This is a genomic window from Anabaena sp. AL09 (assembly GCF_001672255.1).
In the GTDB taxonomy this organism is placed as follows: domain Bacteria; phylum Cyanobacteriota; class Cyanobacteriia; order Cyanobacteriales; family Nostocaceae; genus Dolichospermum; species Dolichospermum lemmermannii.
The window spans coordinates 26,774-51,116 of the sequence record NZ_LJOQ01000027.1; the positions used below are offsets into that span (position 1 = coordinate 26,774).

Genomic DNA, 24,343 nt, shown 5'->3' on the forward strand with positions numbered 1-24,343 from the left:
CCCTTGCCTTAGATGAATTAAAAACTATAAACCTCTATCAAAAGATTGAAGTTTATCAGTTAATTAACCAACAAATGCTAACCGAGGTGCAACCGCAGCAGGACGTTCTACACCTTTGAGGTAAGCAAGAACGGTATCAGCATCAGATACTTCAAAAGGATCACTACCACAGTTATCTTCAAAACCTGGTTCAATGAACATTTTTTCAATTTCGCCGTTATTAACAACCATTGCATAACGCCAAGAACGCATTCCAAAACCGATGTTAGATTTATCAACTAACATTCCCATTTTGCGGCTAAATTCTCCACTACCATCTGGTAACAAGAAAACATTTTTAGCGCCTTGTTGTTTGCCCCATTGGAACATTACAAATGCGTCATTAACTGACAAACAAATGATTTGATCAACACCTTGCGCTTTGAATTCCTCAAACAGTTCTTCATAGCGAGGCAAATGAGTAGAAGAACAGGTAGGAGTGAAAGCACCAGGAAGCGCAAATAATACTACTTTCTTACCGGCAAAAATTTCTTGTGTGGTGACATCTTTCCAAGTGTAAGGATTTGGTCCACCGATAGATTCATCCCGCACACGAGTCTTGAATACTACATTTGGAACGTGAGTAATAGCAGTCATAAATACCTCTTTTTTAGATGGAAGATTTTAACTCGTGTTGCTGCTTTTGCTTAGAGCATCAGTAGCTTATCTCATAAATCAGAATAATTCTGATTTAGGAATTAGTCAATAGTCATAAATACTTATTTTATAATGTATTTATTAAAAAATATTAGTTCTTAAAAAATGAACGTTATAATAAGAGATTATATTTTTATATAGCTAAGTAAATCCTATGCAGCAAAAAGCTAATGATATTGTCAAAACCTTGAAAACTAGAGGGTTGCGAGTCACACCCCAGAGATTTGGCGTTTATGCCAACCTATTAGCCAGACGAGATCACCCGACGGTTGATCAAATTATGAGAGACTTGAATCATGAAGCACCCACTTCTTCTCAAGCAACCGTATATGCGGCACTTCAGGCACTGCGAGAGGTGGGTTTGGTGCGAGAAGTGCTATTAGAGGAAGGTGTCTCCCGTTATGATGCTAACGTTGCCCCCCACCATCATTTTCGCTGTAACTGCTGTGGTGCAATTGAAGATATCAACTGGAATACTTTCCCGGATATTGATGTCAGTCAATTGCGACAGGGGTTAAAAGTGGAACGGTATGAAGTGACAGTTGAGGGAGTGTGCGATGTTTGCAGCACCCATGTTTGATATAATAATTAACTAGAATTGCATAGGAGTAGACAATGTACGACAGCGATAAACGGAAACTCTTATCAGCATTGTGTCATGGAGCAATTTTTTTTAGTACCACAATTGTCTCCGTTGGCTTACCCATAGCCATACTATTTGTATCAGATGATCCTGTTGTCAAAGACAATGCCAAAGAATCTATCAATTTCCATTTTAACGTTTGGTTATATGGAGCAATTCTGGGAGCATTGTTTTTTCTGTTTGGTTGGTTGATTTTACCATTATTCATCTTGTTTCCACTCGCAGGTTTAGGTTATATCCTCCACTGGGGATTGACAATTTGGGCGCTAATTGGCGTTTTTAGTGATCCTAATCAACCTTGCCGTTATCCGTTTATTTTTCGAGTTTTTTAGCTCATATCAGGAAAGACATGGTAGGTTAATTAATCATAGACCTTTGATTAAACAACTTACCAAAATTAATTCCATGATTTTTTAAGATTGTTTTTTGCAAATTTGTTATAAGCAAATGTCTATCAAGTTGTAAAATATAAAATTGCCCCACAGCTTCATCAACAGTAGGGCAAAAGACAGTTACGCACTGCTTGTAGTTTGTCTGAATAGAGCAAGTTAAAAACTTGCTTTTATGACGCTTTATTCTATGTCCATTGTATTATTTGGTCTGCACAAAATTTATGTTTCCTATACATCGCCCTCGTCGTCTGCGTAGCCATACCCAATTGCGTCGGATGGTACGTGAAACCGTTTTAACTACTAACGATTTGATTTATCCATTGTTTGCAGTACCAGGAGAAAGTATTGCCAAGGAAGTCAAATCTATGCCCGGTGTCTATCAACTTTCAGTAGATAAGATTGTTGAAGAAGCTAAGGAAGTTTATGATTTAGGAATTCCGGCAATTATCTTATTTGGAATTCCGGCAGATAAAGACATAGATGCTACCGGGGCGTGGCATGATTGTGGCATTGTCCAAAAAGCAGCAACCGCAGTTAAAAATGCTGTTCCTGATTTAATTGTGATGGCAGATACTTGTTTATGTGAATATACAAGTCATGGTCATTGTGGTTATTTACAAGTTGGTGATTTAACTGGACGGGTTTTAAATGATCCAACTTTGGAATTATTAAAGAAAACCGCAGTTTCTCAAGCTCAAGCTGGTGCAGATATTATCGCACCTTCGGGGATGATGGATGGTTTTGTGCAAGCTATTCGCGCAGGTTTGGATGAGGCGGGATTTGAAGATATTCCGATTATGTCCTATGCTGCTAAATATGCTTCGGCTTATTATGGGCCTTTTAGAGATGCGGCGGACTCAACACCACAATTCGGGGATAGACGCACTTACCAAATGGACCCCGGTAACGCTAGGGAAGCACTAAAAGAAATTGAGTTGGATATTGCTGAAGGTGCTGATATGCTCATGGTAAAGCCAGCTTTGGCATATATGGATATTATTTGGCGCGTCAAGGAAGCTACTAATTTACCTGTGGCGGCTTACAATGTTTCTGGTGAGTATGCCATGGTGAAGGCTGCGGCTTTAAATGGTTGGATTGATGAGCAGCGCGTTGTTATGGAAACCTTGACTGGTTTTAAACGGGCTGGTGCTGATTTAATTTTGACTTACCACGCTAAGGATGCGGCTCGGTGGTTGTAATAAGATAATGTCTCACGCAAAGGCGCAAAGACGCAAAGATGATTTTGACTGGCTTTGTGTTTGGGCGTGAGATTTTTTGGTATATTTTACAATACCTTGTCCATTTTTTGTAGGTCGGGTTAAGCGACAGCGCAACCCGACGCATTTGTTGGACAGGAAGCCCACACTGTACCGTCAGGTCAGTTTGGGTAGTTCACCCTTTAATAAATCACCTGGCAGAAAAGCCCCATTTTCAGTAATAATGGCGGTAATTAAATCCGCAGGTGTGACATCAAAAGCCGGGTTATAAAATTCCACTCCTGGAGGTGTGAGAACAGTTTCACCTATTTGATATATTTCCCTTGGGTGACGTTCTTCAATGGGAATTTGACTACCATCAATTAATTCAAAATCTACTGTAGATAAAGGTGCAGCGACAAAGAAAGGAATATTATGAGCTTTGGCGACAATAGCTAAACTATAAGTTCCGATTTTATTGGCAGTGTCACCATTAGCAGCAATTCTATCAGCACCCACAACTACAGCATCAATTAAACCTTGTTTCATGCAGTGGGCAGCCATATTATCGGTAATTACTGTCACTGGAATGCCTTCTTGGACACATTCCCACGCGGTGAGTTTTGCACCTTGTAACCGGGGACGGGTTTCGTCAGCAAATACCCTGGCTAAACGTCCTTCTTTCCACGCAGAACGGACTACACCTAATGCTGTCCCATAACCGGCAGTGGCTAATGCCCCAGCGTTGCAATGAGTGAGTATAATTAGTTGGTCTGGGGTTTGCGGTAATGCTGCCAAACCATGATCACCTATAGCTTGACAGGTTTGTAGATCTTCGGCATTGATCTTTTGGGCAGTTTCTAAAAGAACTTGTTTAATTTCTGCGACTGTTCCCACGGTTTCATAAGCCGTTTTCATCATTCTGCCAATAGCCCAAAACAAATTTACCGCAGTGGGACGGGTAGAACGCAACAAATTAGCTACTGTTTCCAGTTTAGTCAAAAACTCTTGGATTTCGCTTGTTTCAATTTCCCTTGCACCTAAATACATTCCATAGGCCGCAGCCACTCCTATCGCCGGCGCACCTCTCACAATCATGGTTGTAATGGCTTGTGCCATATCTTCACTGCGGTGAATCTCCACCACTGTATATTCATTAGGTAAGCGAGTTTGATCAATGAGTGATACTGAATTATTGCGCCAAATAACGGGATAAACCATATTGTTAGTTGTTAGTTGTTAGTAGGGGCGAAGCATTTGGAAGATAAATTATCGGTCATTGCCAAAAATAGTTCTCCAAATGCTTCGCCCGTGAACTTTTAGATATAGTAATTCTCAATCATTATTCAACAGATTCATGCTCTTTTGCCTGTTCTCTTTTGCCTGTTCCCTCCTTCCCAAATTAAGTTAAAAAAAAAAGATGAAAATTACCAAAAAAATCAACAATTGGCTGGAAACCCATGCTGCTGCACCTGCTTATGGTGGTTGGGTATTGGCGGGAATTTCTGTGTGTTATTTGGGTGCAGGGATTAATACCATGGCTGGCTGGCTGTATGTGATTAGTGGAGTCAGTTTTGCTCTTTTGGGTGTGTCCGGGTTTGTTGCACCGCGATCGCTTGCAGGTATAATTGTCAAACGTCGTCCCATTGAACCAGTAACCGCAGGTGATGACCTAAAAATTGAGATAGAAATTCACAATCAGAGAAAACAATCGGCGACTTTATTACAAGTTAGAGACATTCTGCCATTTATTTTTGGTCAGCCAGTCCAGCAAAGTATTGAATCTATTCCACCACAGGATAGTTATCGCTGGGTATATTATCACCCTACCCAACAGCGAGGCCTTTACCGCTGGCATACAGTAGAATTAGCTACGGGTGCGCCTTGGGGTTTGTTTTGGTGTCGTCGTCCCCGTCAGTGTGAAGCTAGGGCAATTGTTTATCCCACCGTTTTACCCCTGACTACCTGCCCTTTAATTGATGAAATCGGAGAAGATGACAGCCACCGGGGAGATCCTCGTGGTAAACCTTTACAAATGGCAACAACGGGATTAGTGCGATCGCTGCGTCCCTATCGTATAGGTGATCCTACCCGATTGATTCATTGGCGGACAAGCGCCCGTTATGGAGAACTACGAGTGCGGGAATTAGAAGTAATTACCGGGGGACAAGAAATTATTATTGCCATAGATAGTTCCTTCCAGTGGCAACAAGAATTATTTGAACAAGCCGTAATTACCGCTGCTTCCTTGTATTTTTATGCCCAACAGCAACAACTGCAAGTACAATTATGGACATCAGCTACAGGTTTAATTACAGGCAATATCGCAGTTTTGGAAACCTTAGCAGCCACCAACCCTATCGAAAAAAACAGCTTACCACCGGATAACTGTCCCCTAATTTGGCTGACACAAAACTCCTTTACCACATCCACCTTACCCCTGGGTAGTCGTTGGGTACTCTGGCAAAATTCAGATTCAGCAACAGAAACTGTCATGAATCGGGAATATCCCGGTATCATTATCCAAAACGAACAAGAGCTACAACCCCAATTGCAAAAAGCTCTCAATTTATTTTCAGGCGATTTCTCACACTGAGCCTGATGTACAATGCAAAGAAACATTAAAATTTATCAACAGCACAGCCCATGGTGACATCAGAAGTGAATTCACAATCCAGCGATAAAAGCCTAGAAGCAATGCGGCATTTTTCCGAACAATATGCCAAACGGACGGGAACATACTTCTGTTCTGAACCTTCTGTTACCGCAGTTGTAATCGAAGGACTAGCCAAGCATAAAGATGAACTCGGTGCGCCTTTATGCCCTTGTCGTCACTACGAAGATAAGGAAGCCGAAGTTAATGCCGCTTTTTGGAATTGTCCTTGCGTCCCCATGCGCGAACGCAAAGAATGTCACTGTATGCTATTCCTTACCTCTGATAATGAGTTTTCCGGCGACAAACAAGAAATCTCTATGGAGACTATCAAAGAAGTTCGGGATACTATGGGATGAACGAAACCATGTCTGAAGAGTTTTGGCAAGGTGTAGAACAGTTCAATGCTGGACAGTTCTACGCTTGTCATGACATTCTTGAAGCACTCTGGATTGATAGTATCGAACCAGATAAAACTTTTTATCAAGGTATTCTCCAAATTGCCGTGGGACTGTATCATCTGGGTAATCATAATTTAAGAGGAGCAATGATTCTTTTAGGAGAAGGTAGCAATCGTCTTCGCCGTTATCTACCCAGCTACGGCGGTATTAATGTGGAAGAATTATTTACTGAAAGTGTGGATTTGTTAAAGGCTCTACAACAAGAAAGTCTACAACCAATGGCAAATAATAAATTGGCTGAAAATCAAGCTCGACTTTTACCCAGTATTTCCCTGTCTAAACTATGATTTGTGGGATTTATTTGTTTAATTTTTGGTGGGTGTTTCCAACTTAATCATTGTCTAAACTATGATTTGTGGGATTTTGATGATTTATGGGATTTATTTGCTTAATCTTTTGTGGGTGTTTCCAACTTGATCATTGTCTAAACTATGATTTGTGGGATTTTGATGATTTGTGGGATTTATTTGCTTAATCTTTTGTGGGTGTGTCAGACTTGATAATTCGGTAACAATTAACAAATTTTTGCCAGTTGTGAGCAAAGGTTCTGGAAGCGAAACTTAAAGTTTAAAAAACCGTCCATTTTTGCTATAGGACTCATATTTGATTTTTATCTCCCTGTTCCCTGTTCCCCGTTCCCTAATTACTATGATACCTCCTTATCAATTGCTAAAATCACAGATCCGCCGCTTAGGATTGGCCTTGGTACTGCCAATTTCCCTTTTAGGTGTATTAGGATTGCCTACCCAATTGCCACCAGCTACAGCCCAATCTGGGGGGAATCGTCCCCTGACTATCCGCTCTGATACTCAAGAATATGACGCGAAAACCCAAGTAATTACTGCCCGTGGTAATGTGCAAATGGTGTATCCGGCTCGTCAAATTCAAGCCACATCTGCTCAAGCTCAATATTTTAGTAAAGAAAAACGGATTGATTTCAGTGGGAATGTTTACATTTTGCAACAAGGTAGCAATAGTATTCGCGCGGAAAAAGTCACTTATTTAATTGATGAAGGTAAATTTATCGCCTTACCCCAATCTAATCGTCAGGTAGAATCTACATATATGGTGGAGGATGCCAATCTCAGTAGACAAACTACTAAACCGGCACCAAAAACTCCAGCCCTAAAACGTTCTAATTAGTATCTACAACCTAAATAAAACCTCATAGTGAAAATTGTTTTAGAGAATATTCACAAATCTTACGGTAAACGATTAATTGTGAATCGCGTTAATCTTTCCGTTAGCCAGGGTGAAATTGTCGGTTTACTAGGTCCCAATGGGGCTGGGAAAACGACAACATTTTATATTGCTACAGGTTTAGAAAAACCCAATCATGGCAAAGTTTGGTTAGATAATTTTGATATTACTAATTTTCCTATGCACAAAAGGGCTAGATTGGGTATTGGTTATTTAGCTCAAGAACCAAGTGTATTTCGTCATCTTTCAGTGCAAGATAATATTCTCCTAGTATTTGAGCAAACTCAAGTTCCCAGGAGGGAATGGAGACAACGACTACATACTTTATTGCAGGAATTTCGCTTAGAAAAGGTAGCTCTTAGTAAAGGTATTCAACTTTCTGGTGGGGAACGACGACGCACAGAATTAGCGAGAGCTTTAGCCGCAGGTAGAGAGGGACCGAAATTTCTGTTTTTAGATGAACCTTTTGCTGGAGTTGATCCCATTGCTGTATCTGAAATTCAGGAGATTGTCAGCCAATTACGCGATCGCGGTATGGGCATTTTAATTACAGATCATAATGTCCGCGAAACCCTGGCCATTACAGATCGGGCTTACATCATGCGCGAAGGACAAATTCTCGCTTTTGGTAATGCTGATGAACTTTACAATAACCCGTTGGTACGACAATATTATTTAGGTGATAATTTCGCAGTTTAAACTTTGCGCCTTTGCTCCTTCCCGTCTTTGCGCGAAACATAAATTATGATATATAAACAGTTTAAACCCTTCTCTAATTTCATTTCCCTATTTTCATTTTCCATCATGGATCGCTACTTGGCGATGCAATTAATTTCACCATTTTTATTTGGTGTCGGTGCATTTACTTCTGTAGTTTTAGCAATTGATAGTTTATTTGAATTATTACGAAAAGTTGTAGAATCTGGGCTACCGCTGAATATTGCTTTAGAGATTTTCTTATTAAAGCTACCTTATGTCATGGTTTACTCCTTTCCCATGTCCACTTTGTTAGCTACTTTAATGACCTATAGCCGTCTGTCTAGCGAAAGTGAATTAATTGCTTTGCGTGGGTGTGGAGTTAGTGTTTATCGGATGGTTTTTACGGCGGTAGTGTTAAGTTTTGCAGTCACGATCATGACTTATATATTTAATGAGCAAATTGCCCCTGCGGCAAATTATAAAGCTACTATTACCCTAGCACAAGCCCTCAAGTCAGACCAACCTTCCTTTAAACAACAAAATATTTACTATCCTGAATATCGAGAATTTAAAGAAGCAGATGGTAGTAAAAATAAAATACTTTCTCGCTTATTTTATGCTGACCAATTTGATGGTAAGCAAATGAAAGGTTTAACAATTATAGATCGTTCTCGCGGCGGAGTTGATCAAATTGTTGTTTCCGAATCAGCTAAATGGAACGGTCAAAAACAAGTTTGGGATTTTTACAATGGGACTATCTATTTGGTAGCGACTGATCGCTCTTATCGGAATATTTTACGCTTTGAACATCAGCAATTACAACTCCCGCGCACTCCTTTAACCTTAGCCGAAAATAGTCGAGACTATGGCGAAATGAATATTTCTCAAGCCCTAGAACAACTAGAAATAGAACGTTTGGGTGGTAATGATCAGAAAATTCGCAAGCTACAAGTGCGAATTCAACAAAAAATCGCCTTTCCCTTTGTTTGCGTTATTTTTGGTTTAGTTGGCTCAGTTATGGGTAGCATCCCTCAACGCACTGGACGCGGGACAAGTTTTGGTATTAGTGTGATTGTGATTTTCAGTTATTATTTACTATTATCTGTTTCTGGAGCTTTAGCACAGGCTGGTATACTTTCTCCCATAATTGGTGCTTGGTTGCCCAATTTATTTGGATTAGTAACGGGTTTATTTTTATTAATCCGAGTGGCCCAGAGATAATGTAAATTTATAAGTCAGTTATCTGGATATTAAGTTTTTTTAGTCATAATTTCAGCAACAAAAGGCTATATATTATTTAATATCTAGCAGCATTTCGATATGAGTAAAATTCGCATTGTCGTTATTGAAGATCATTACCTCACTCGCTTCTCTATTTGCAAAGCATTACAACAAAAAAACGAAATTGAAGTAGTTGGAGAAGCTGGTAATGCCCGTCATGGTCTAATAATGTTAAAGAAGCTACAGCCAGATGTGGCAATTGTGGATATAGGTTTACCAGATCAAGATGGGATTGAATTAACCAAGGAAATTAAAGCGATCGCTAATCATCGTCAATTATCAAATACAAAGGTATTAATTCTAACGTCATCTGATAATAAAGCATCTGTACTTGCAGCCTTTAGCGCTGGTGCAGATTCCTACTGTATGAAAGATATCCGGTTTGATAATTTACTCGAAGCTATACGGGTAACTGCTGATGGTAATCCTTGGATTGATCCGATGATTGCTCGGATTATTTTAGAAAAGGCACAGCAGAAGACAGATTTTGTCCAATCCAATGATAATAAACCACCTGTTAACTCTAGTATTCTCTCAGACAGAGAATTAGAAGTGTTAAAATTGGTTACCAAAGGTTGTAGTAATGATGATATCGCCAAGAGACTTTATATTGTAACTGGAACTGTGAAAACACACATTAGCAATATTATGAATAAATTATGTGCTAATGATCGTACAGAAGCAGCAGTAATTGCTCTGCGTTCTGGCTTAGTTACATAATTATTAAATTAAGGACATCTTGCCATTCAAGGATGTGGAAAGTTGAGTCAAATTATGACCGATAAAAAGTTAGATAAGCTCAAGCTCATGGTGGTAGATGATGAGTTAGATAACTTAGAATTACTCTATCGCACATTTTGGAAAGATTTTAAAGTCTATAGAGCTAATAATGCCAGTGAAGCCTTGGCTATCTTAGAAAAAGAAGGTGAAATGGCTGTGATTATCTCTGACCAGAGAATGCCCGACATCAACGGTAGTGAATTATTAAGTTTGACGGTTGAGCGTTTTCCTGATACAATTCGGATTTTGCTAACTGGTTTTACTGATGTGGAAGATTTAGTAGATGCAATTAACTCTGGTCGCGTATTTAAGTACATTACTAAACCTTGGAATCCCAACCAACTTCAATTGTTAGTTAAGCAAGCTAGTGACACATATCGCTTAGTTAAAAAACGGGTAGCAGAATTATCTCGGGCATTGCGACGGGAATCTTTATGCAATGGTATGATAAAGGCAATTAGAGAATCTTTAGACTATAACAGTATGCTGCAAAAAATTGTTGCCACGATGGGAGAGACATTTGCGGCTCATAATTGTTTACTCAAACCAGTAGAAGATGATTTATTAATACAAAAGCCATTTTGCTATCAAAATCCTCAATCTGAAATCTGTAATTTACTTCCAGACCCTAGTGAGTTAATTGCTGAAGTTTTCCAAACCCAACATTATCAAATAACAGAAAATTTTTATAAAGATATCCCTTATCAATACTTGGTTATTCCCCTCATTTATAAACAACATTCACTAGCTATTGTTGCTATTTGTAAGTTAGGAAGCGATCAGATTTGGCATCAAGAAGATATTCAACTAATTACAGATGTGTCCGAACAAGCTGCTTTAGCAATTTTCCAAGCCAAACTCTATCAAAGTCTGCAAGAAAAACAACAACAAATTCAGATGGAGTTGGAAGTAGCTCGCCAAATTCAACATAATATATTACGGCAAACCTTACCGGAAATCACAGGTGTAAAAATCCAAGCTTGTTGCTATCCAGCAAGAGAGGTTGGGGGTGATTTTTTTGAGGTATTTGTCCATGCTAATGGTGATTTGTGGTTAGCAGTTGGTGATGTTTCTGGTAAGGGCGTGCCAGCGGCTTTGTTTATGGCTAGTACGATTTCTCTGCTGCGTCGGGAACTATCTCAAGAAGTACCTGTAGAGCCAAATGTGATGATGCAGAATCTGAATTATGCTCTGCGTGATGACTTAATCATCAGTAATTATTTTATCACAATGGTTTTAGCCCGTTATCACCCAAGCACAAGAGAACTTGTCTATGCTAATTCTGGGCATATTTATCCTTTTGTGTGGTCACAAAAAACAATTTTTAATGATTCTCCCCATTATCTGAAAGTTCGGAGTATTCCCTTGGGAATATTACCTAAATGGCAAGCAGAATCTGGCCGTTTGATTCTTGCTCCCGGAGATACATTACTGCTGGCTAGTGATGGAATTACGGAAGCAACTGGATGGGAAAATTTAGACAATTCCCAAACAACTAATCGTTCTATGCTCAATCAAGCAGGTTTGTGGCAACTGATTAAAAAACAAACTCAATCACTTAATCTCGATAATTTATTAGCTGTTATTCAAGGCAATAATGATCTCCAAGAAGATGATCAAACTATACTCTGTTTGGAGATTTTATAGGTTATGAAAAGTGAACTTCATGTTCCTAGTGACCTGAGTTTTATCCATATTGTAGAAAACTGGTTATTGGGATGTTTACAATTGCATCTAGGGGAATCTGTTGATTGGACAAAACAATCAAGTCTGTTACGATTAGTTTTGATAGAAGCATACTCTAATGCTGTTCGTCATGCTCATAAAGAAAAGCTAAATTTACCAATTTTACTGCGTTTAGAACTGAAAGACCGAGATATATCAATAGAGATATGGGATCATGGGGAAGGTTTTGATCTGTCTACTTATTTTCCACCGAACCCCCTTGACAGACAAGAAGGTGGTTATGGTTGGTTAATTATGAATCGGTTGATGGATAAGGTAGAGTATAAATTACAGGTAAATGGTGCTAATTGTCTGAAGCTAGAAACGACTCTCACAGAACTATTTCCTGATGTTTTAAGACATTGACAATCTCAGGTATAAATATACTGAGATTGTTTAATCAAAGATATGACTTGCTCTACCAAGTTTTCACTAGGCAAAGTAAAGAAATCAATTCAGAATAAGTTGCAGAAAATTATTTGCTAATACCAGGAAATTCTCTAATTTACACACCATATTTAAATAAAATGATGGTGAGATGGGAATATTGCCTGTCCAAATTTCATCTCATTAAGAATCTTCGGGAAATACCCATGTTGGTGGTTCTGTGATTTTTTTCCGCAATCTTTCTTCAGCTATTTCTAGCATTTTGTCTAAAGAAGTTTCTTCAATAAACTTTGAAGTTGATTCTCTAAACTCGATATTGGGACATTTATCACCTAAAACGCAACCGTTAACACAGGCTTCAGCACAGTTAATTTTTTGCTCCACAATTAATTCCTCTCTAATTTGGGTGTTGTCACTTGGCAAATAAATTTGCCCTAATTTGTTTCATGAACTACCCCTGGCTAACTTCGTTTGAGCCAGGGGTTTCTACATCCCCTAGCGGAGCCTGAGATTTTTGACGCTTCGCACGACCCAGTTGCTTCATACTTCCAGCATTCTTGCGTTTGCTGGTGTTTGAAGTAGAGCTAGAATCATCCACGTCTGAGAGGCTAGTTCCTAACCCCTGTAGATTATTTGAGTACCAAAGTAGCATTACTTCTGCGGCGGCGATATCACGCTGTTGGGTATATCCGCAGTTATGGCAAACATGAGTTCTTTCGGCTAAACTCTTCTTTTCTTGATTTCCGCATTTTGGACAGGTTTGAGATGGTTTTACTTGGCGAGTAGGTACTTCTACAAACAAGCCACCAATGTCTGATAATTTCGCTTTTAGAGCGGACTTTATCATCCCCATTCCCACATCAAGAATTGATTTATTTAGTCCTGCCTTTTGCTTTTTACGTTTACCTTTCTTAGCTTTGGCACTCATTTTTTTGACTTCTAGTTTTTCAGTAACTACCGTGCTATTACAGCTAATTATTCGTGTAGTTTCTTGGTGAACAAAATTCTGACGTTGGTTAGCAACTTTTCTATTCAACTTACTAACTAACTTTTGTGTTTTCTTCCACCTTCTAGAAGCCTTAACTTTCTTTTTGAAGTTAGGAGCGCGTTTTCTGCGTTTAGCTTTTCCTAATTGTTTATTTCTTTGTTCTGCCTTTCGGAAAAACCGAGGTGCAGCCACTAAACCATTTTCTTCACCATTTGTCCAAGCAATTGCATCATTACAACCTAAATCAATGGCAATAACACCATTATCAGTTTTGCGGCTATTCTTTAATAAAATATCGTCAATTTCTAGCACGAGGGAAGCGTACCATTTACCATTACGGTAAACGATATCTAAAGCTTTAGGATGCCCCCAAAGTCTAGCCTTACCCCGCATTTGGATTTGACCAATCTTTGATAATTCTAAATAGCCGTTATCCCCTGTGCTATGTACTTTCCAGCCTGTAAAAGATGGGTAAGTCCAACCAGAATAATGACGGATTGGCTTGAATCTAGGATACTTTCCTAGTCCCTTGAAAAACCTTTGAAAAGCAAAATCAACCCGTTTTAATGTGGCTTGTAATGCTTGGGAATTTATTTCTTTATATTCTATCCAGACTTCTTTGAAATCCGGTAAACAGTTCTGTTGTTCAAAGTAAGAAACAGTTTTACCAAACTTTTTATATGAAGTAATGCGGTTAGATACAGCAGCATTATACAAATCTTTATGAAGTTGGCGGTGGTAGTGCAACATTTCACTGACTTGTTTATTTGGATATAGTCGGAAAGTTGCTCTACGTAACGCCATTGATGTTTTTGCCTCTTGTTTTTTTTGACTCTAAATACTATTATATATCTATCTAAGTAGGTGAACACAATAAAACCAATCTGTGTAAAGAAAAGTAAAATCGCCCAAACCCTCTTCACTCTTGCCTCTTGCCTCAAGCCTAGTGCCATAACGACGATTTTCAATGCTAACCTACTTACATAGATATGTCAACTCATGAAAAAACCAAGAACACAAACTGAATGGCAACAGAGAAACAAAGACAAAGTTAACAAGTATAATGCTAGATATAGAAAGAGTAAAATTCGGATTGGGCTAACGATAGATAAAGAAGTTGCTGAAAGGATATCGGCAATAAAAGACCCAAGTCAAAGTTATGGTGAATGGTTGCGTCAGATAATAGATAATTTACTTGCGAACCAATGCTAATATTTTGTCAAAAACTCAACTGTCCTCAAAATTCTTTTACTTGCAGTAAAAAACATTTTAAGAACGTTTCGTTTTTGACTTGCTTACATCCCCACCCTATGAGTACATTGAGGGTGGGGAATTACACAAAACTGTTAAAATAGTGTACTGTAGGGGTTTAAGATTGCGCTTTCCTCCTACTTCTAAATTTGTAGAAAAACGGCTCATGTCGGAATTATTAGCTAATACTGGAACTATTGCGGCGATCGCTACTGCTGTTGTCCCTCAGCAAGGTAGTGTAGGTATTGTGCGGGTTTCTGGTGATCAGGCAATGGCGATCGCGCACACTCTATTTTACGCCCCAGGGCGACAAGTTTGGTCAAGTCATCGCATCATTTATGGTTATATTCGTCAACCCCAAACTCAGCAAATTGTTGATGAAGCTTTATTATTAATAATGAAAGCCCCTCGGTCTTTTACCCGTGAAGATGTGGTAGAATTCCATTGTCACGGGGGAATTATGGCGGTGCAACAGGTATTACAACTATGCTTGGAAAATGGCGCAAGATTAGCTCAACCGGGAGAATTTACATTAAGAGCATTTTTAAATGGCAGATTAGACTTAACCCAAGCGGAAAGTATAGCAGATTTAGTGGGAGCAAAATCACCTCAAGCTGCTCAAACGGCTTTGGCTGGATTACAAGGTAAATTAGCCCAACCTATCCGCAAATTACGGGCTAATTGTTTAGATATTTTGGCAGAAATTGAAGCCAGAATTGATTTTGAGGAAGATTTACCACCTTTAGATCAGCAAAGAATTATTGCAGATATTGAGCAAGTGACGGCGGAAATTAGTAAATTATTAGCCACAAAAGACAAGGGTGAATTACTGCGAACTGGTCTAAAAGTGGCGATAGTGGGGCGACCAAACGTGGGAAAATCGAGTTTATTAAATGCTTGGAGTCAGAGCGATCGCGCCATTGTCACCGACTTACCAGGAACAACCCGCGACGTGGTAGAATCTCAATTGGTTGTGGGAGGAATCCCCGTCCAGGTATTAGATACAGCGGGGATTCGGGAAACAGTAGATCAGGTAGAAAAAATCGGTGTAGAGCGATCGCATCGTGCCGCTAATGATGCTGATTTGGTATTATTTACCATAGATGCGTCCTCCGGTTGGACACCCGCAGATCAAGAAATTTATGAACAAGTAAAACACCGTCCGGTAATTTTAGTAATTAATAAAATTGACCTGATTTCATCAGCAGAACAAGAAAATCTTCAATCCAAAATCCAAAATCCAAAATCCAAAATTGTCACAGCCGCAGCCATAAATCAAGGAATTGATAATTTAGAAACAGCGATTTTAGAAATAGTTCAACAGGGAAAAGTTCAAGCCGCTGATCTGGATTTAGCAATTAATCAAAGACAAGCAGCAGCTTTAACAAAAGCCAAGATTGATTTAGCACAAGTGCAAATGACAATCACCGATAAATTACCCTTAGATTTTTGGACAATTGATTTAAGAGGAGCAATTCAAGCATTAGGAGAAATCACCGGAGAAGAAGTTACAGAATCAGTTTTAGATCGGATTTTTAGTAGATTCTGTATTGGTAAATAAGATCATTTATTGTTTGCAGTCCCCTAATAAAATCTCAAAATTGCAGTATTTTAGACCGTGATGATTTCTTTGATGATCACATAAGGTTCAACAATCAGAGCATTAAATCGCTTCTCACGGTTGAGATTCCATTCTCCAACTTGATCTATTGTCGGTTTGGCTAATAATTGTTCATCTATCCAATGTTGCACTGAAAGAATATTATCACTAGCGATCGCTTCTCCCACATCCAGTAAATCCAAATTATCTGCTATCACAATTACTGCATCTTTTTGGACATGGGGAATTAACCACTCCCATTCTGCTTCATCGAGATTTTGTTGTAATTTTTCGCGTAAATCCGACATAATTCCCCACTTTATTGATTATTACTTTAATTTTACAATATTAGAAACCAATTTTATGTGAGGCTACACAGAATCATAAAATCCATGACTTCATCCGTCTTCATCTGCGTTTATTTGCGTTTATCTGCGTTCAAATCTTATTCTATTTAGTATTACAATCATTTTAATGTCAAAGCCGAGATTATGTCCAACTAGAAAAGCATCTTGGATAAATTCTAGAAACTCTGTAAATACATCAATTGCATTTTTGCCATTTGCTGCTAAAAATTCATCACTATAACCGTGTATTTGTTCTGAATCTCCCACAGAAACAGTATTTTGAATATAAGCATGAGATTTTGATTTTATCTCACCATTGATTAATTTAATTGCTGCAATTTCAATTACTTCATCTTTACCAGCTAAAAGTCCTGTAGTTTATACATCAAAAACTACAATTGTTCCCGAATTATAAGCGGTAATTAAATTAATATTAATAATGCTCCGTTGACGTGGTTGATGATTTTTAGTTGTTCGGGGTTGAGTTGAGTTTGTGACATAGGAAATATGACAATTTAGACAGTTAACAACGAAACATCAGATATGTGATATTTATTTTTATCTTGAATATACATTAGCAGACATTTAGCAACATATTCTGCTAATTTAACGGGTACAGCATTACCAATCATCTGTTCTAAATCTGTTTTTGAACCTGCAAAAATAAAATTATCAGGGAAAGTTTGAAGATAACTTCTTTCAAGAGTAGTTAATGGACGCAAATCTGGTGTTAATGGTGCAACATCTCCGGGGTGTTGTTGATAAGTTTTAGGTATTGGTCTATTTACACCTCTAATAGTCGGACTTGGTTCATCAATACTAAAAATAGCCCTTCTTTGATAACTTCTAGGATGACGATAATAATATTCAATCCCTAAACTATTCCCTAAATAATCTCTAATAGTTGTCGGTTTTTTAGATAAATTAGCTTCTAGATAAGTCTTGAGATTATCATCTTGACCACCAAGTTCTCCTATACAGAAAAATCTCTTCCTCTTTTGTGGTACACCACATAAACTAGCATCTAATACCTTTTCAGTTAAACAATAACCAGCAGATTTAAGAATTTGCTTAAACTCTTGATATTTGTGAGATTTTCTAAACAATTCTACATTTTCTAAAACAAACCATTGACTAGAAACACTAGCTACTATTTCAGCAAATGTAATACTTAAATCACCTCTCCCTAAATCTTCATTGCGCTTACCAGCACTCGAAAAATCTTGACATGGTGGACCACCAATAATTACATCAGGTAAAAATTGTTTAAATATTGAATAATTATTATTTACCTGACTCAAATCATATTCAAAAATCGGATGATGAAAGTTTTGCTTATAAACGTTTATGGCAGATTTCCAGTTTTCAAAAGCAGCAACAATTTCAAATCCACTATTCTGAAATCCTAGTGATAATCCACCACAACCGGAAAATACATCTATGACTTTTAAAGGAGAGGATTTCATGCGTGTATTCATTAAATTTCCTTTAGTCTATCATCAAAAATTTCTGGATTGCTGAAAATAATAGCATCAAATCTTCTTTCAGGACTTAAAAAGTTTTGTCCTCCTCCTAAAATGATGTTTTTAATTTCTTCTTTGGTAATTCTGGGTTGAACCAAATTATCACAAGTCATATAAGGACGAGTATTAGAACCACTTAAAGCAAAGGCTTTATCATTCTTAGTGTTATAGGTTAATGTATCAATAACTAATTTATGATTTATTTTACCAACCAGAGCAAATTCATATAACATTTTTGCTAACCAGACAACAGAACGCATAGGTCTTTGGATGGTTTCTTCTGATTTAGCTAATCTTTTAGTGATATCAAAGAAAAGCCGGGTAAAACCAAAGTTACTCCAGACAAAAATATCTAAACAGTTTTGATAAAGTTTGGAAGTCTTACCTACCGTTTTCCATATTGGTTGCATGACCAATGGAGATTGAATTGCTATATTTTCACTTATTAAAGTATCTAAACTATCTACAATTTGAGGAATAAAAGGCAATACCTGACGGATACTTGACCAATCTTCAATTTGACTACATACCGGTTGAAGATAATTGAGTAATTTATCTCTTGAATTTTCAAATTCATGAGCAATACTCAAAGCAAGATAGACAATAGTATCTGGTCTGGTAACAATTTCACAGCCGTATTGATGATCTGGTAACCGATAAGTGGAATTATCAGGTAATGCAGTTAATTTAATTTCTATACTTCGTAAACAAGCATTATCTCTACTAAGATCATGGGTTACTAAATCAACTCGCGGTAATTTACCAACAACTATTTTTCTATAAGGTACATAGTCACTTTCAAAGGAGAAGAATAAATGATCAGAAAGAGGAGTGATACCAAATATTTGAGAAATATCTATTTCTTGATGCTGAATTTTTAACTGCTTGTCCAAGGTTAAATAATTGAGTTTTAAACCTTTCTGATACATATAACAAGCTAAGGATGCAGGAAAAGAATTATTAAATTGATTCTTGCCCCAACTTTCTCTTTGAGAAAAATCTCTATTAGAATGATTTAATCCAAATAAACCTACTTGTAAATTTTCGGGTTGCATTAGGCTGAATTTGATAATTAACTTACATAAAAACGCACGCATTTATTATTTATGCTGAAAACTCTTGTAGGGTAAGCATCTTGCCTGCCCTATAATAAATTCTTACCTACCCAAATCGTGCATTGCATTAATTGCGTCCGCACACATTTGAGTAACTCTTTCCAATTCCTCCTTCTTAGTAGAAATAGGAGCATCAATTAATTTCCCAATTCTCAGAGTCAAAGGGACTGAACGAGGTACAGAAGAACCGGGTTGTAAAATCTTCTCACTTCCCCATAAACACACTGGTAAAAAAGGAGCTTTGGCCTTGGCTGCGAGGAGGGCTGCACCTCTTTTAGGGTCATGAATGCGACCATCTGGGGTGCGTGTACCTTCTAAAAACACACCCACAGCCCAACCATTATCTAAATATTCTAAAGCGGAACGGATAGCATTGCGGTCAGCACTACCGCGACTTACAGGATACGCACCGTATAATTTAATTGCTTGTGATAAAACAGGAACTTTAAATAATTCTTCTTTAGCCATATAAGCAACTGGACGACGCACAGAAGTAGAAACTATCGGGGGGTCAAAGTAACTAGCATGATTACTAACTACTATTAAAGGTCCAGTTTGGGGGACATTTTCCGCACCATAAATCTTGCCGCGAAAGTATGTGTGCAGCAAAGGGCTAATTACCGACCACTTAAAGGCGTGATACAGTGCTAAACTAATTAAGGGTTCGCGAGTTCTAGTCACAGAAGATAATATAAATAAAATAGAATCCAAAAGTCAGAATTCAGGAGTCAGAACTTATTTTAACCTCTAACTCCCAAATCTAACTGCTGATTTTGCCTACATCAGTTTCCTACCGTTAAAGCCTGTTGTCCTTGAGGTGAAGTAGCATAACCTAGAAATGCTTGTACTCCAGCACTAGCAGGGTCTTTATAGATATAATACAGCGATCGCTGATAAGGATAACTACCTGCATCTGGAGTCAAACCATCTACGGATAGAACTCGCGCCTTTGTTTGATTAGCAACTTGAGCAAAGGTAGCATAACCAATACCATCAGTTCCCAAGGCTTGAATTAGGGGAGTTGTGGCATCTCGCGGTAATGTCCTAATATTGGGTGTAGTTCCAAAATTAGCTCCTTTTAGCACCAATTCTTTAAACCCTTGGTGTGTACCACTAATTGCTGGACGATTAATGACGCGGATAGTTGCGGCTGAACCACCCACGGCTGACCAATTATTAATTTTTCCCTGAAATATATCTGCAATTTGACTACTGGTTAATCCTTGCTTAAAAGGATTTGCTGTACCGACCATCAAAGCGATCGCATCTTGTGTTACAGTAATAGCCTTTAATCCCTGACTTTGCTCCTGTGCTGTCAATGGTCTAGAAGCCGCCGCAATCTCAACTTTACCAGCCAATAGATCCTGAATCCCCTTATCTGTCCCATTCCCCACAGCCTCCACCTTTGTACCGGGAAACTTTTTCTCAAAGCCATTTTTGAGACTTTGGTTAATTGTCACCATACTCGTAGAACCGTCTATTTTGACAGTCGTACCACTAGCCACTGTCTTTGGTAACGGAAAAGCCCCAGAGGTCGCACCAGCAGGAGAATTACTTTCTGGCTGCGTAGCTGTCGGATTTGGGGCAGGATTACGCATAAAAAACCACCAGTAACCACCACCCAAAAACCCTAAAAATAGCAAAATAAACACAATAGGAGGTGGACCGCTTCTCTGACTCATAAATTCCTAATTATTCTGGTAATTGTTTAGATTGGGAATCTTGTAATCTGTGCAAACGACGAGCAACTTCGTCATCTAATGTCATGTTTTCGATTTCAGCCTGTAGTTTTTCCGCTGGATTTTCCGACAATTCTGCTAAAGCTTCTGTCTTCAGATTCCGACGTTCAACTGCACCTTTTGCCTTTTCAAAATCACTTTTAGCCGAGCCAATATCAAATTCATTATTAACTTTAGCAATCATAGCCAGAGCTTCATTTACCTCTGACATATCCTTCATATTCTGCATATCGGCTTTGTAGCTTTCTAACTTCATGCGCTCACGGTTAAGTTTATCTTTAGAAGCTTTGACCGCAGTTTCTGCCTGTTTAACCATTTCCTCCAGTTTAGGCAAGATTTGCTCCGTTTGAATCGCCTTACTCATGGCCATTCGTGCAGCTTCTTCATTACCACCTTTTTGAGCAGTCATAGCTTGCTGCTCTAAGGTATTAAATTCTTTAATTTTGGCCTCATATTTATTTTTCGCAGTCTTATATGCGCCCTCTTGAGCCGCAACTGCTCCCGCTAGTTTCTGAACGGCTTCTTGCATTGACTGAAGGGATTCTTCAGCAACTGCTACAGCCACTTTACCACCAGACTCTACAGGCATTCCCCATAACCAGTTCCAAGTCCCAACTATGGTTCGTCCTGCTTTTTCACCCATTATCCAGTAGACAGCTTTTTTCATAACCGAAAGTTATTTCAGTAAGGATGCTTATGGTAATATTTTTACCTTAAACTTGACATATATCCCAGTTGTATGTCAACTTTTTTCATCATTTTTGATTTACTTTAACAGTTTTGCGTAATTCCCCACCCTCAATGTACTCATAACTTGCCTGGGAATGATAGCGCAGCGTGGCGTAAGCCATATTCCCAGTCTGATAGCAAAAGTTGTCTTTTGATGACTAAATAAGCAGAATATTTTTTAAATTGTTGAGTTTACTTTAGTAAACTTTGGTTATAAAGTTCAAATCTCAGCCGTTTCGGATATCCCTACTTACTATCATCACTTAGATGATTTGTGCATAAGATTGGACAATCTACAGATTTGTTTCCCGACCAATCTGTGAAGATATTATCATCTTTGTAATGTCTGGGTGTTTGCAGCATCAATTCCCATACTTTGCCAGCATTCAACAAATTAAATTTCTCAGGATAATGTGTTTGTAATAGTGCTTGCACCATTGGCGCATAATCTGAATTTATGCCGGGAAAAATGTGATGTTCTGTATGGTAAGAAAAGTTTAAATGTAAAAGATCAAATAGTTTAGGAACTCGAATAGAGAGACTATTGATCAGCACATCATTTACACTTGTCATGGGACATAACATATGATTAGTATAGATATAAAATATCAACCCTGCATAGCCTATCCAAATGGGTAAAAAGTAGCTAAGAAGCAGTTTGATGGGATGGAATTCCAGGTAGGTTAAGATACTCGCATGAATGCCGACAATCATTAATAATTCTAGTGCTATTGCTCGTCGTTCTTTCCCACTAACTGTAAAAGCCACCACAGGATATTCGGCTTTACCATTATTGAATAATAAAACTGAGGTGAGATTACGAAATGCGTGAACTCCCCAAGCATGACCCATTCCTATAAATAATAAAATAGGATTTACCTCAGCCGAAGGCACAAAAGCATTCTGAATCCATTTACCCCAATTTTTAGGTTGACTGTCTAAATAATTGCGATCTGGATCTTGTAAAGAATTTGTTTTATTGTGATGTTCTCGATTGTGTATAGCCTTCCATAAAGTTGGTGGCATCCATAACATTGTCAATCCCAATAAACTAATTACTTGTCTTAACCAGGGATTTTTAACCGTGCGGCTGTGCAGCAAATTGTGGGTGCTAAATAGGAGAACAATCACACTATTAGCCATCACTAATGCTAATGGCAAATACAGCCAAAGAAAATACCAATTCCAGTCATCAAGATGATTGGCGATTCCCCAGCCCAGAATCATAATTGCTAGATTAATTAAAAGAATCCAGAGTTTATTAGTATCAGGAAGAAATGCCTCTGGTGGTAGTAAAGGACGCAGCTTTTTAGCATATTCTGCTTGGGTCATCCAAGTTTTTTGTGCAAGTGTATTCATGAATCTTTGTAGTTTTCTTTACAGGGTTATTAGTCCAAGTTTTGAGCAATTTTAAGTAGGGTTTGCTGAATAAGTACCCAAAGCGAACCTAGATGCCACACAGTGCTAAAAATGGTGGTTTGGGAGATTGGTTTCCAAATTCACCCCCTGATTTTCCATAGAAATGCAAGGATTTTGAGGCTCTAAATGCCATAGCCTTGCACTTTTTTGTTCTCAAAATCCGCGAAACCCTTATTGAGAAGCGGTTCTAGCTTTACTCAGCAAGCCCTAAGTACAAGGTTGACTTTTTGGCGTTATCTTACTTTAATCCTGACAAATTAATGAAGTTTATCAAATAAATTTTGAGACAATAAAAATAGACATCATAGAAAGGTTATGTTGCCAATTTCATCTACATAATGACTTATTTAATTGTGAATTAATTTGTGCAATTACCTATTCAGGTAACTCCCCAGCATTACGAATGTTCTCTAAAATCAAGCCAGTTGCAGTCCGTTTAATCAAACCTGTTAAGACGTTCCCAGGACCAATTTCCACAACTTTCTCAATGCCATTTTCTGGTAATTGTAAAGAAATTTCTCGCCAACGCACAGGACCTGTCATTTGTTGAGAAAGACGCTGTTTTAAAGTTTCCGCTGCTACCGCTGGAATTGGATCTACATTAGACAAAACTGGGACGGTTGCTGACTGAAAAATTACTGAATCGAGAACTTGTTGAAATTCTGTTGCTGCTGCTTTCATTAAATGGGAATGAAATGCGCCCGAAACCTTTAAGGGAATAGCGCGTTTAGCTTTGACTTGTGACATGACAGCCTGTACAGCTTCAGGAGTTCCAGAAATAACAACTTGGGCTGGACTGTTATCATTTGCTAAAACTACATTAGGTGTTTCGCTAATAACTTTTTCTAATTCTTCTCGGTCAAAGTTCATTAGTGCGGCCATCATTCCCCCAACAGCACTATCCATTAATTCTGCCCGTCGTTTTACCAAATGTAACCCAGCAGACCATTCAAAGACACCAGCCACATAAAGGGCGATATATTCACCTAAACTATGACCTGCAACTAAGTCTGGTTGCTGTCCTTTTTCCCGCAAAATATCAGCAATAATACTTTCGATTACATATAAACTAGGTTGGGTATAAAGTGTCCGTGATAAGGTTTCAATATCACTTTGGCAGATATCTGTGACAGACCAGCCCAAAATTTCCTCAGCTTGAATAAATTTTTCTTTGGCAGATGGTAGATTTAACAAGTCTATTCCCATTCCCAGCGATTGAGAACCTTGTCCGGGAAACACCCATGCAGTTTTAGTCATTTGTTCTTTGTCAGTTGTTAGTTGTCAGTAGAGGCGAAGCATTTGGAAGATAAATTATCGGTCATTGCCAAAAATAGTTCTCCAAATGCTTCGCCCGTACAGTTGTCAGTTGTTCGTTGTTATTAATTTTCTGATTTTTAATTTTTAATTCTCAATTTTGAATTGTTTATCTTCCGTTCTATAAAACTTACCCAAAATTACCAAAGTCTAGACACATCTGGACAGCGATAACCTTAGTGTTTACTTCCTGCTTCATCACGGT

General features: G+C 38.3%; 26 protein-coding genes. 13 read left to right on the plus strand and 13 right to left on the minus strand.

Going from position 1 to position 24,343, the window contains the following annotated elements; all coding sequences use genetic code 11:
- Window positions 1–63 precede the first annotated feature (63 nt).
- Window positions 64–636 carry a peroxiredoxin gene (locus AN490_RS04825; protein ID WP_015078652.1) on the minus strand — a complete coding sequence of 191 codons (573 nt, stop codon included), beginning with the start codon at window positions 634–636 and terminating at the stop codon, window positions 64–66.
- A 214-nt stretch (window positions 637–850) separates the two neighbouring features.
- Between AN490_RS04825 and AN490_RS04830 the strand changes: the two genes are divergently transcribed.
- The 3 genes from AN490_RS04830 (at window position 851) to hemB (ending at window position 2,930) form a co-directional block, all read left to right on the plus strand.
- On the plus strand, window positions 851–1,276 hold the full coding sequence (locus AN490_RS04830; RefSeq protein WP_015078651.1) for a Fur family transcriptional regulator: 426 nt from the start codon (window positions 851–853) through the stop codon (window positions 1,274–1,276).
- A gap of 35 nt (window positions 1,277–1,311) precedes the next feature.
- The gene (locus AN490_RS04835; RefSeq protein WP_168650840.1) at window positions 1,312–1,671 is read left to right on the plus strand and encodes a DUF4870 domain-containing protein; all 360 of its coding nucleotides are present in this window, start codon (window positions 1,312–1,314) and stop codon (window positions 1,669–1,671) included.
- Between the two features lie 281 nt (window positions 1,672–1,952).
- On the plus strand, window positions 1,953–2,930 hold the full coding sequence (gene hemB / locus AN490_RS04840) for a porphobilinogen synthase (RefSeq protein WP_213799757.1): 978 nt from the start codon (window positions 1,953–1,955) through the stop codon (window positions 2,928–2,930).
- Between the two features lie 174 nt (window positions 2,931–3,104).
- Here the strand turns inward: hemB and mtnA are convergent, their stop codons facing one another.
- The gene (mtnA, locus tag AN490_RS04845; protein ID WP_300000493.1) at window positions 3,105–4,148 is read right to left on the minus strand and encodes an S-methyl-5-thioribose-1-phosphate isomerase; all 1,044 of its coding nucleotides are present in this window, start codon (window positions 4,146–4,148) and stop codon (window positions 3,105–3,107) included.
- Between the two features lie 199 nt (window positions 4,149–4,347).
- Here mtnA and AN490_RS04850 point away from each other — a divergent pair, with 199 nt between their 5' ends.
- The 9 genes from AN490_RS04850 to AN490_RS04890 all read left to right on the plus strand — a co-directional run bounded on the left by AN490_RS04850 (window position 4,348) and on the right by AN490_RS04890 (window position 12,092).
- Window positions 4,348–5,523 carry a DUF58 domain-containing protein gene (locus AN490_RS04850; protein WP_300000495.1) on the plus strand — a complete coding sequence of 392 codons (1,176 nt, stop codon included), beginning with the start codon at window positions 4,348–4,350 and terminating at the stop codon, window positions 5,521–5,523.
- A gap of 50 nt (window positions 5,524–5,573) precedes the next feature.
- Window positions 5,574–5,939 (plus strand): ferredoxin thioredoxin reductase catalytic beta subunit, encoded by a 366-nt coding sequence (locus tag AN490_RS04855; protein WP_168695069.1) that lies wholly within the window; start codon window positions 5,574–5,576, stop codon window positions 5,937–5,939.
- Window positions 5,936–6,328, plus strand: coding sequence for a DUF309 domain-containing protein (locus tag AN490_RS04860; protein WP_300000497.1), 393 nt, complete (start codon window positions 5,936–5,938; stop codon window positions 6,326–6,328). The genes AN490_RS04855 and AN490_RS04860 overlap by 4 nt, the downstream gene beginning before the upstream one ends.
- Window positions 6,329–6,689: 361 nt before the next feature.
- Window positions 6,690–7,184, plus strand: a complete 495-nt coding sequence (locus tag AN490_RS04865; RefSeq protein WP_300000500.1) for an LptA/OstA family protein — start codon at window positions 6,690–6,692, stop codon at window positions 7,182–7,184.
- A gap of 27 nt (window positions 7,185–7,211) precedes the next feature.
- Window positions 7,212–7,940, plus strand: a complete 729-nt coding sequence (lptB, locus tag AN490_RS04870) for an LPS export ABC transporter ATP-binding protein (protein WP_168652967.1) — start codon at window positions 7,212–7,214, stop codon at window positions 7,938–7,940.
- A gap of 105 nt (window positions 7,941–8,045) precedes the next feature.
- Window positions 8,046–9,161, plus strand: a complete 1,116-nt coding sequence (locus AN490_RS04875; RefSeq protein WP_168634642.1) for an LptF/LptG family permease — start codon at window positions 8,046–8,048, stop codon at window positions 9,159–9,161.
- Window positions 9,162–9,260: 99 nt separating this feature from the next.
- A complete protein-coding gene (locus tag AN490_RS04880) occupies window positions 9,261–9,941 on the plus strand; it encodes a response regulator transcription factor (protein WP_300000504.1) in 681 nt (226 codons plus the stop codon).
- A 54-nt stretch (window positions 9,942–9,995) separates the two neighbouring features.
- Window positions 9,996–11,648, plus strand: coding sequence for a SpoIIE family protein phosphatase (locus AN490_RS04885; RefSeq protein WP_300000506.1), 1,653 nt, complete (start codon window positions 9,996–9,998; stop codon window positions 11,646–11,648).
- Between the two features lie 3 nt (window positions 11,649–11,651).
- Window positions 11,652–12,092, plus strand: coding sequence for an anti-sigma regulatory factor (locus tag AN490_RS04890; RefSeq protein ID WP_300000508.1), 441 nt, complete (start codon window positions 11,652–11,654; stop codon window positions 12,090–12,092).
- Between the two features lie 204 nt (window positions 12,093–12,296).
- Here the strand turns inward: AN490_RS04890 and AN490_RS04895 are convergent, their stop codons facing one another.
- Both AN490_RS04895 and AN490_RS04900 read right to left on the minus strand, forming a co-directional pair.
- Window positions 12,297–12,497 carry a hypothetical protein gene (locus AN490_RS04895; protein WP_015078302.1) on the minus strand — a complete coding sequence of 67 codons (201 nt, stop codon included), beginning with the start codon at window positions 12,495–12,497 and terminating at the stop codon, window positions 12,297–12,299.
- Between the two features lie 67 nt (window positions 12,498–12,564).
- Entirely contained in the window at window positions 12,565–13,905 is a 1,341-nt protein-coding gene (locus AN490_RS04900) for a transposase (protein WP_300000511.1), read from the minus strand.
- Between the two features lie 613 nt (window positions 13,906–14,518).
- Here AN490_RS04900 and mnmE point away from each other — a divergent pair.
- Window positions 14,519–15,913: a tRNA uridine-5-carboxymethylaminomethyl(34) synthesis GTPase MnmE gene (mnmE, locus tag AN490_RS04905; protein WP_300000513.1), complete on the plus strand. Its 1,395-nt coding sequence runs from the start codon at window positions 14,519–14,521 to the stop codon at window positions 15,911–15,913.
- 50 nt (window positions 15,914–15,963) lie between these two features.
- Here the strand turns inward: mnmE and AN490_RS04910 are convergent, their stop codons facing one another.
- The 9 genes from AN490_RS04910 to fabD all read right to left on the minus strand — a co-directional run bounded on the left by AN490_RS04910 (window position 15,964) and on the right by fabD (window position 24,081).
- Window positions 15,964–16,260: a DUF2288 domain-containing protein gene (locus AN490_RS04910; protein WP_168695063.1), complete on the minus strand. Its 297-nt coding sequence runs from the start codon at window positions 16,258–16,260 to the stop codon at window positions 15,964–15,966.
- 120 nt (window positions 16,261–16,380) lie between these two features.
- The gene (locus AN490_RS04915) at window positions 16,381–16,644 is read right to left on the minus strand and encodes an exonuclease domain-containing protein (RefSeq protein ID WP_366925020.1); all 264 of its coding nucleotides are present in this window, start codon (window positions 16,642–16,644) and stop codon (window positions 16,381–16,383) included.
- Between the two features lie 170 nt (window positions 16,645–16,814).
- Window positions 16,815–17,777, minus strand: coding sequence for a DNA cytosine methyltransferase (locus AN490_RS04920; RefSeq protein WP_300000516.1), 963 nt, complete (start codon window positions 17,775–17,777; stop codon window positions 16,815–16,817).
- Window positions 17,777–18,877: a HindVP family restriction endonuclease gene (locus AN490_RS04925; protein WP_300000518.1), complete on the minus strand. Its 1,101-nt coding sequence runs from the start codon at window positions 18,875–18,877 to the stop codon at window positions 17,777–17,779. The genes AN490_RS04920 and AN490_RS04925 overlap by 1 nt, the downstream gene beginning before the upstream one ends.
- 102 nt (window positions 18,878–18,979) lie before the next feature.
- Entirely contained in the window at window positions 18,980–19,618 is a 639-nt protein-coding gene (locus AN490_RS04930) for a 1-acyl-sn-glycerol-3-phosphate acyltransferase (protein ID WP_300000520.1), read from the minus strand.
- 101 nt (window positions 19,619–19,719) lie between these two features.
- Window positions 19,720–20,619, minus strand: coding sequence for a phosphate ABC transporter substrate-binding protein (locus AN490_RS04935; protein WP_300000522.1), 900 nt, complete (start codon window positions 20,617–20,619; stop codon window positions 19,720–19,722).
- Between the two features lie 10 nt (window positions 20,620–20,629).
- Window positions 20,630–21,343 carry a PspA/IM30 family protein gene (locus tag AN490_RS04940; RefSeq protein WP_300000524.1) on the minus strand — a complete coding sequence of 238 codons (714 nt, stop codon included), beginning with the start codon at window positions 21,341–21,343 and terminating at the stop codon, window positions 20,630–20,632.
- Between the two features lie 308 nt (window positions 21,344–21,651).
- On the minus strand, window positions 21,652–22,764 hold the full coding sequence (locus AN490_RS04945) for a fatty acid desaturase (protein WP_213717737.1): 1,113 nt from the start codon (window positions 22,762–22,764) through the stop codon (window positions 21,652–21,654).
- A 435-nt stretch (window positions 22,765–23,199) separates the two neighbouring features.
- Window positions 23,200–24,081, minus strand: coding sequence for an ACP S-malonyltransferase (fabD, locus tag AN490_RS04950; RefSeq protein WP_300000527.1), 882 nt, complete (start codon window positions 24,079–24,081; stop codon window positions 23,200–23,202).
- Window positions 24,082–24,343: the final 262 nt, after the last annotated feature.